Source organism: Aerococcus sp. L_32, from assembly GCF_050689315.1.
This window is the reverse complement of record NZ_JBOEQF010000428.1, coordinates 1-1,625: the sequence shown is the minus strand read 5'-3', so window position 1 is coordinate 1,625 and position 1,625 is coordinate 1. Positions and strand designations below refer to the sequence as shown.

Annotated in this window: 1 protein-coding gene and 2 pseudogenes; all 3 read right to left on the bottom strand. The window is 42.4% G+C overall.

The window, feature by feature from the left end; translation table 11 throughout:
* Positions 1 to 363 (bottom strand): annotated as a pseudogene (locus ACRCJ0_RS13630) (DNA-processing protein DprA); the annotation flags it as partial.
* 67 nt (positions 364 to 430) lie between these two features.
* The gene (locus ACRCJ0_RS13625; protein ID WP_431390772.1) at positions 431 to 1,240 is read right to left on the bottom strand and encodes a ribonuclease HII; all 810 of its coding nucleotides are present in this window, start codon (positions 1,238 to 1,240) and stop codon (positions 431 to 433) included.
* A pseudogene (gene rbgA, locus ACRCJ0_RS13620) lies at positions 1,241 to 1,625 on the bottom strand (ribosome biogenesis GTPase YlqF); the annotation flags it as partial.

Sequence of the window (1,625 nt, the reverse complement as noted above, 5' to 3'; positions counted from 1 at the left end):
CTGACAAAATAAAACTAAATTAGGTTGGTAGGTTTGCAGTAAGGGCTTTGGATATCTTTGCGTATTGAGGATGGTCACCGGATGAATATGGTACCTTTTGTACAATTTTCTAAAATAAGCAAGTGAATACTTTTGCTTAAATCGACCCCAGGCCTTTAATTTCTGTGTATCTTGAAGCCCTTGGATATGCCTGTCTAATTCTTCAAGTGTAGTCACTTGGGCTTGAATCATATCGGCCAATTCCCGGTAGGTAAATACACCAGATTCAAAGGCATAAACCAGCATAGATTCTGTCATAGCTAAAACATCTTCCTCATTTTTGAGCATCATATCCATATACGGATTTTCAATTTCAAATAACAAAAAACCACCCCTTTACATGTATATACGTAGGAGGTGGTTGAATTTGACCATTTAGATTGATTGATTTTTATACATAATTTTTCACTGGCGCAAAAGTCTTGCGGTGAATAGGACTTGGACCGTATTTTTCTAGGCCATCTAGGTGTTGTTTAGTCCCGTACCCAGCATTGGCTTCAAAGCCGTAACCTGGATATAAGTCTGCGTATTCTGCCATCAATTTATCCCGGTATTCCTTAGCATAGATGGAGGCTGCTGCAATAGCATAAACCGTCGCGTCGCCCTTGATAATAGCTTCTTGAGGCGTCTTCTTGTAGTCATTCAAATGAACAGCATCGATTAAGACATAATCAGGTGCCGGATGCAATTGATCTAAAGCAGACATCATGGCTTGCTTTGTGGCAATTAAGATGTTGGTTTGGTCAATTTCTTGGGCTGTTTGGATCCCGATTGTCTTAGCAATGGCATATTTTTCAATGTCCGCCACCAAGGCTTGGCGTTTTGCATGGGATAACTGTTTGGAATCATTAAAGTAGACAGGAGGCATGTCACTAGGCAAAATAACGGCACTTGTCACAACCGGGCCAGCTAAAGGACCACGTCCAACTTCATCTACCCCAGCTATCAATTGGTAGCCTTGTTGACGCAATTCGTTTTCTCGTGTTTTCAGCTGTCCAATCTGGTCTAAGATGGCTTGTTGCTTAACTATGGCCTTGTCATAGCGTAATAAGGCGTTTTGCACCCCTTTGCGCCTATCTTCTCGTAAGGCCTGTACGTAGACTGGATCAACCTCACTTGAGGCCAAGTAGGCTTGAATTTGGCCGATTTTTAAATTGCTTAAATCAGCGAGGTCAAAGGCTGTCTTTTTCTCCTCAGTCATTTAATCACTTACCTCGATATTTTCTGAAATTTTGTATTCTTCAATTCGGTCTAGGGTCATGCGGCCCAATTTACCGTCTCGATAGTCACGGATAATCTTGTCTGAAGCCCGGTCGTAGTCTTCTAACATGCCCATACGCTTGGTTAAGGCCATCAGTAGGTCAGGATAAGGCGGATGGACGTCTTCGGCATTGATTGGGTAGTGGTTGCTGATGGCATCCGGGTAATGATGTAGGAAGAATTCTAGGGCGAATAAGGCCACATCATCCTTGTAGAAATGGGTGTCTTTAATCCCACCAGTTAGGGCCAATTTGTCAGCTACTTCCTGGTCTTCAAATTTCGGCCATAAAATACCTGGTGTGTCCAATAGTTCAAAATCTTTATCG

Excerpts from the sequence above, each read along its gene's own strand:
- ACRCJ0_RS13625 (WP_431390772.1), bottom strand. The coding sequence starts at position 1,240 with ATGACTGAGGAGAAAAAGACAGCCTTTGACCTCGCTGATTTAAGCAAT.